The 6,575-nt window shown below is 68.3% G+C and carries 6 protein-coding genes; 5 read left to right on the forward strand and 1 reads right to left on the reverse strand.

The window, feature by feature from the left end; translation table 11 throughout:
• Nucleotides 1-276: 276 nt before the first annotated feature.
• The 4 genes from kdpF to ACRDP3_RS27965 are packed head-to-tail and all read left to right on the forward strand — an operon-like array spanning nt 277 to nt 4,839.
• The gene (gene kdpF, locus ACRDP3_RS27950; RefSeq protein WP_431519807.1) at nt 277-366 is read left to right on the forward strand and encodes a K(+)-transporting ATPase subunit F; all 90 of its coding nucleotides are present in this window, start codon (nt 277-279) and stop codon (nt 364-366) included.
• Between the two features lie 6 nt (nt 367-372).
• Nucleotides 373-2,037, forward strand: a complete 1,665-nt coding sequence (gene kdpA, locus ACRDP3_RS27955; RefSeq protein WP_431519808.1) for a potassium-transporting ATPase subunit KdpA — start codon at nt 373-375, stop codon at nt 2,035-2,037.
• Between the two features lie 26 nt (nt 2,038-2,063).
• On the forward strand, nt 2,064-4,160 hold the full coding sequence (gene kdpB / locus ACRDP3_RS27960) for a potassium-transporting ATPase subunit KdpB (protein ID WP_431519812.1): 2,097 nt from the start codon (nt 2,064-2,066) through the stop codon (nt 4,158-4,160).
• 4 nt (nt 4,161-4,164) lie between these two features.
• The gene (locus ACRDP3_RS27965) at nt 4,165-4,839 is read left to right on the forward strand and encodes a potassium-transporting ATPase subunit C (RefSeq protein WP_431519809.1); all 675 of its coding nucleotides are present in this window, start codon (nt 4,165-4,167) and stop codon (nt 4,837-4,839) included.
• Between the two features lie 128 nt (nt 4,840-4,967).
• Here the strand turns inward: ACRDP3_RS27965 and ACRDP3_RS27970 are convergent, their stop codons facing one another.
• Nucleotides 4,968-5,261 carry a hypothetical protein gene (locus ACRDP3_RS27970; RefSeq protein ID WP_431519810.1) on the reverse strand — a complete coding sequence of 98 codons (294 nt, stop codon included), beginning with the start codon at nt 5,259-5,261 and terminating at the stop codon, nt 4,968-4,970.
• 492 nt (nt 5,262-5,753) lie between these two features.
• Here ACRDP3_RS27970 and ACRDP3_RS27975 point away from each other — a divergent pair.
• Nucleotides 5,754-6,575, forward strand: an 822-nt coding sequence (locus ACRDP3_RS27975) for an amino acid permease (RefSeq protein ID WP_431519811.1), incomplete at its 3' end; no start/stop codon positions are given.

Consider the following 6,575-nt stretch of genomic DNA (forward strand, 5'->3'; position numbering starts at 1 on the left):
GCCTGGAAACGGCCCCTGACCACGGCTTGAGCGGATATGACCCGTGGGCGTTCTCACACTTGGGAGGACTGGGCGCAAGAGAGTCGTCAAGGGAGGGGCTCCGGCCGTAAAGAGATCGTCAACGGCCGGCCTGAGCGGCCCTGAGAGGGGTTCTCCTCGAGAGGTCCGTACGTTCCTGCCTCTCTAGGAGTGCACGATGGCCGATGTGGCCTTCGTCGTCACCACGATCGCGGTCTTCGCGCTGGTGGCTCTCGCCGCCAAGGGGGTGGCGAAGCTGTGACCGCTGAAAACGTGGCCGGTCTGATCGTGGCCGTCGCCATCCTCGGTTATCTCGTCCTCGCCCTCTTGTACCCCGAGAGGTTCTGAGCACAGATGACCCCTCTCCTTGCCGGTGTGCTCCAGATGATCGCGCTGATATCCGCGCTGGCACTGGCATACCGTCCCCTCGGCGACTACATGGCCCGCGTCTACTCCTCCGACAAGCACCTGCGCGTCGAGAGGTGGGTCTACAAGGCTTTCGGCGCCGACCCCGGCGTGGAAATGCGCTGGTCCGCCTACCTGCGGGGCGTCCTCGCCTTCTCCGTGGTGAGCGTCCTCTTCCTCTACCTGCTGCAGCGGGCCCAGGGCAGCCTGCCCGGTTCGCTCGGCTTCGTGTCCATCGACCCGGACCAGGCGTTCAACACCGCCGCGTCCTTCGCCGCCAACACCAACTGGCAGTCCTACTACGGCGAGCAGGCCATGGGCCACGTCGTGCAGACGGGCGGCCTGGCGGTACAGAACTTCGTCTCGGCCGCGGTCGGCATCGCCGTCGCGGTGACGCTCGTACGCGGCTTCGCCCGTTCCCGCACCGGTGAACTCGGCAACTTCTGGGCCGACCTGGTGCGCGGCACGGTGCGCATACTGCTTCCCGTCTCCGTGATCGGCGCCGTCATCCTGGTGGCCTGCGGCGCCATCCAGAACTTCTCCGGCATCCACGAGGTCGGGCAGTTCTCGGGCGGCACGCAGCAGTGGAACGGCGGCGCGGTCGCGTCCCAGGAGGTCATCAAGGAGCTGGGCACCAACGGCGGCGGATACTTCAACGCCAACTCGGCTCACCCCTTCGAGAACCCGGACCCCTTCTCGAACCTCTTCGAGATCTTCCTGATCCTCCTCATCCCGTTCGCGCTGACCCGCACCTTCGGCCGGATGGTCGGCAGTGTGAAGCAGGGCTACGCGATCCTCGCCACGATGGGGACCATCTGGCTGGGGTTCACCGCCCTGATGATGTGGACCGAGTTCCACCACGGCGGCCCCGCGTTCGACCTGGCTGGCGGTGCCATGGAGGGCAAGGAGACCCGCTTCGGCGTCAGCGGCTCGTCGATCTTCGCGGTCGCCACCACGCTCACCTCGACCGGTGCGGTCAACTCCTTCCACTCCTCGTTCACCGGCTTCGGCGGCGGCATCACCATGCTGGGCATGCAGCTCGGCGAGATCGCCCCCGGCGGCGTCGGATCGGGCCTGTACGGCATGCTGATCCTCGCGGTCGTCGCGGTCTTCATCGCGGGACTCATGGTCGGCCGTACACCCGAGTACCTGGGCAAGAAGATCGGCACCCGCGAGATCAAGTTCGCGGCGTGCTACATCCTCGTCACGCCCGCGCTGGTGCTCGGCTTCACCGCAGCGGCCATGGCCCTGGACACCCCGGCCGACTCCATGACCAACTCGGGCGCGCACGGCTTCTCCGAGATCCTGTACGCGTACAGCTCGGGTGCCAACAACAACGGCTCGGCCTTCGCCGGCCTCAACGCGGACACGCAGTGGTTCAACACGACGATCGGCATCGCGATGCTGCTCGGCCGTTTCCTGCCGATGGTGTTCGTCCTCGCGCTCGCGGGCTCGCTCGCCGAGCAGCGGCCGGTACCGGCCACCGCCGGAACCCTGCACACGCACAAGCCGCTCTTCGCCGGGCTGCTCGTCGGCACCATCGTGATCATCACCGGTCTGACCTACTTCCCGGCCCTGGCCCTCGGGCCGCTCGCCGAGGGGCTGGCGTCATGACCCTTCGCCTGGAGCAAGAGGACTCGATGTCCACTCACCTTCCCAGCCCCGCACCGCCCCCGGACGTGCCGCAATCCACAGGCGGCGGACGCGTCGGCGGGGGGTTCTTCGGACAGCTGATCAAGTCCTTCCCGGACGCCGTCAGGAAGCTCGACCCGCGGGTCATGGTCAAGTCACCCGTGATGTTCGTCGTGCTGGTCGGCTCCGTGCTGACGACGGTCTTCGCGGTCAAGGACCCCGCCGGCTGGTTCGGCTGGGCCATCGCCGCCTGGCTCTGGCTCACCACGCTCTTCGCCAACCTGGCGGAGGCGGTGGCCGAAGGCAGGGGCAAGGCCCAGGCCGCCACCCTGCGCAGGGCCAAGACCGGCACGGTCGCGCGCCGGATCAACGGTGGGCACGCAGGCGACGAGGAAGAGGTGCCCGGCACCGAAGTGCGCGTCGGTGACCTGGTCGTGTGTGAGGCCGGCGACATCATCCCGGGTGACGGTGACGTCGTCGAGGGCGTCGCATCGGTCGACGAGTCGGCGATCACAGGTGAATCGGCGCCGGTGATCAGGGAGTCGGGAGGTGACCGCAGTGCGGTCACCGGCGGTACGAAGGTGCTGTCCGACCGCGTCGTCATCAAGATCACGGCGAAGCCGGGGGAGACCTTCATCGACCGGATGATCGCCCTTGTCGAAGGTGCCGCGCGACAGCGGACGCCGAACGAGATCGCGCTGAACATCCTGCTCGCCTCGCTCACGATCGTCTTCCTGCTGGCGGTCGTCACCCTCCAGCCCTTCGCCGTCCATGCCGGCGGGCAGCAGTCGGTGATCGTGCTGGTCGCCTTGCTGGTCTGTCTGATCCCGACCACGATCGGTGCGCTGCTCTCCGCGATCGGCATCGCCGGTATGGACCGGCTCGTCCAGCGCAACGTGCTGGCGATGTCCGGACGTGCGGTCGAAGCCGCCGGCGACGTCTCCACGCTGCTGCTCGACAAGACGGGCACCATCACGCTCGGCAACCGGCAGGCGGCCGAGTTCATCGCCGTCGACGGCACGGACGAGGCCGATCTCGCCGACGCCGCCCAGCTCTCCTCGCTCGCGGACGAGACGCCGGAGGGCCGGTCCGTCGTCGTCCTCGCCAAGGAGAGGTACGGCCTGCGCGAGCGGGACCAGGGCGAACTGGCGCACGCCGAGTGGGTGCCCTTCACCGCCCGGACCCGGATGTCGGGTGTGAACGTGGACGGCCGGAAGGTCCGTAAGGGCGCGTCGGCGTCGGTCCTCGCCTGGGTCGAGGACCGGGGCGGCAGTGTCCCGGACGACGCCGGCCGGATCGCGCACCGGATCTCCGAGGCCGGCGGCACGCCGCTGCTCGTCGCGGTCGAGGACACCGATGCCGTCCGCGTCCTTGGTGCCGTCCACCTCAAGGACGTGGTCAAGGAGGGGATGCGGGAGCGGTTCGACGAGCTGCACCGGATGGGCATCCGTACCGTCATGATCACCGGTGACAACCCGCTCACCGCCAGAGCCATCGCGAAGGAGGCGGGCGTCGAGGACTTCCTCGCCGAGGCCACCCCCGAGGACAAGATGGCGCTGATCAAGCGCGAGCAGGCCGGCGGCAAGCTCGTCGCCATGACCGGCGACGGGACGAACGACGCTCCGGCGCTTGCCCAGGCAGACGTCGGCGTGGCCATGAACACCGGTACATCGGCCGCCAAGGAGGCCGGGAACATGGTGGACCTGGAGTCGAATCCGACGAAGCTGATCGAGATAGTCGAGATCGGCAAGCAGCTGCTCATCACGCGCGGCGCGCTCACCACGTTCTCCATGGCCAACGACGTCGCGAAGTACTTCGCGATCATCCCGGCGATGTTCGCCGTGGTCCACCCCGGCCTCGACAAGCTCAACATCATGAGCCTGGCGTCGCCCGAGTCGGCCATCCTCTCCGCCGTCATCTTCAACGCGCTCATCATCGTCGCACTCGTGCCCCTCGCCCTGCGGGGTGTGCGGTACCGCCCGACGAGCGCGGACCGGATGCTGCGCCGCAACCTCGCGGTCTACGGGCTGGGCGGGCTCATCGCCCCCTTCATCGGCATCAAGATCATCGACCTGCTCCTCTCCCTCATCCCTGGCATCGGGTGACGTCATGAACAACTCTGTCGCGAGCACCACACGGCTGCTGTGGGCGAGCCTGCGCGCCCTCCTCGTCCTGACCCTCCTGTGCGGTGTGCTCTACCCACTCACAGTCACCGGCGTGGCCCAGGCCCTCTTCAGCGACAAGGCGAACGGCTCCGAGATCACCAGCGAGGGCAAGGTCGCCGGCTCCGAACTCATCGGCCAGACCTACAACTTCCCCAAAGAGAACCCCGACGACGCCGAGGAGGCGCCCCGCCCGGACCTGAGGTGGTTCCAGCCGCGCCCCTCCAACGGCCTGGGCACCAACAGCGTCAACCCCCGGTACTCGCTGATCCTCTCCGGTGCCACCAACCGGTCCGGCGACAACGACGAGCTGATCCAGTGGGTGAAGGACGCCAAGAAGGCCGTCATCACCGACAACACGGCACGGGGCTACGCTCCCAGGCCCTCCGACGTGCCGGCCGACGCCGTCACCTCCTCGGCCTCCGGCCTGGACCCGCACATCTCCCCGGAGTTCGCGCGGATCCAGGTCCACCGGATCGCCGAGCGGCACAGCCTCGGCGTACAGCGGGTCGAGGAGCTGGTCGAGGACCACACCGACGGCCGGGTCCTCGGCTTCATGGGGGAACCCCGGGTCAACGTCCTGAAGCTCAACATCGCGCTCAGGGAACTCATCGCTGAGTGATCGCTGCTGGGGGCAACGCAAAGGCCCGGGGCCGCTTCCGGCAGGGGAAGCGGCCCCGGGCCTGCGTTCCGTTCGTCGGGACGGCGGGATGCGAACCCACGATCCCGTGACCCTCAGTAGCTCATCACCTACGGGGTCGTCTTGTCGGGGTTGTCCTCGTCGGGGCGGGCCGGGTCGCCATGGAACTGTGCGTCGATCGCGTTCGCCGCTCCGAGGGCTGTGAGGAGCCAGGCGTCGTCCCGGAGGCGGAGGCGGGCGGCTTCCCGGTGGGCCAGCGAGGCTTCCAATTCGTCGAGAGCGGTCTCGAGTTGGGCGCTGCCTCTTCCGGCCGCCGCGTCGCGAACGTGTTGGCGTGCTTCCTCGACGCTCTGGTTCGCGTCCACGTACAGGGCGTCGGTCTCGGACTTTTTCGGATCCACCATATTTCCGAGGGTACGGTTCCCACGTCTCGGGCCGCCGTGCCGGGTTCCTGCAGCACGTCCACGGACCGCTGAAGGTGGTCCAGACCTGCGGGGCCATCCCGGATCGCCTCGGCCGGCCGCTCCGGCGGCGAGGCGGCCCTCCCGACCGACACCGCGCAGCGGCACGGGCCCAGCGCCCTCCGGGGGTGGCTCGCCGACGTAGGCCAATTGGCCGCGGAACCGCACCCGTGAGGTCATCCAGATCGGGATCACGCCACTCTGTCGGCTGCGTTGCGGCGGCTCCTCCCGCACCGATGGGGATTCGCGATCTACGTTGTCAGCCGCGACAGCTATGAGGGCAGCAGCCCGCCGGCACCTCGGGGAAGCCCTCGGCGGTGCCTGCGGGCTCCACCTCAGCGACCCGAAAGCCGGGCCGATCAAACACCGGTGCAGAGCAGCCAGGACCACGAGTTCCTGTCGCCTGCTGCGTCCTGACGACCATGGAGGTACGGCGTGAGCAACGACAGGGGGGCCGCGACTCGCGGCTCCGGAGGGCTGTTCCGGACGAAGACCATCGAGCAGTCGATTCAGGACACGGAGGAGCCGGGCCACCGGCTCACGAAGTCGTTGTCCGCACTCGACCTGACGGTCTTCGGTATCGGCGTGATCATCGGCACCGGTATCTTCGTGCTCACGGGTGCGGTGGCCAAGGACAACGCGGGCCCCGCGGTCGCGATCGCCTTCGCGGTGTCCGGCGTCGTCTGCGCGCTGGCTGCCCTGTGCTACGCCGAGTTCGCCTCGACGGTGCCGGTCGCAGGGTCGGCGTACACCTTCTCGTATGCGTCGCTCGGCGAGTTCCCCGCCTGGATCATCGGCTGGGACCTGATGCTGGAGATGGCGCTGGCCACCGCGGTGGTGGCCGTCGGCTGGTCCGGCTATGTCCGGTCCCTGATGGACACCGCCGACTGGGACCTCCCCACGGCCCTCCAGGGGTCGGTCGCCGCTGACGGGTTCGGCTTCGACCTGCTGGCCGCCCTGCTGGTTGTGGTGCTGACGGTGATCCTGCTGCTCGGCATGAAGCTCTCCGCGCGGGTGACGGCAATCGTGGTCGCGATCAAGGTGACGGTGGTGCTGGTCGTCATCGTCGCCGGAGCCTTCCTCATCGACGCGGCCAACTACAGCCCGTTCATCCCGGAGGAAAAGGGAAGCCTCGGAGGCTCCGGCTTCGAGGCCCCGCTGATCCAGCTGATCTTCGGTTACGCGCCGACGAATTTCGGGGTCCAGGGCATTTTCACGGCGGCGTCCGTGGTCTTCTTCGCCTTCATCGGCTTCGAC

This window comes from Streptomyces sp., assembly GCF_050698815.1.
GTDB lineage: Bacteria > Actinomycetota > Actinomycetes > Streptomycetales > Streptomycetaceae > Streptomyces.

Bases quoted from the DNA above. Each gene is read 5' to 3' on its own strand.
- ACRDP3_RS27970 (WP_431519810.1), bottom strand. From the start codon at position 5,261: ATGGTGGATCCGAAAAAGTCCGAGACCGACGCCCTGTACGTGGACGCG.
- kdpB (WP_431519812.1), top strand. From the start codon at position 2,064: ATGTCCACTCACCTTCCCAGCCCCGCACCGCCCCCGGACGTGCCGCAA.
- ACRDP3_RS27965 (WP_431519809.1), top strand. From the start codon at position 4,165: ATGAACAACTCTGTCGCGAGCACCACACGGCTGCTGTGGGCGAGCCTG.
- kdpA (WP_431519808.1), top strand. From the start codon at position 373: ATGACCCCTCTCCTTGCCGGTGTGCTCCAGATGATCGCGCTGATATCC.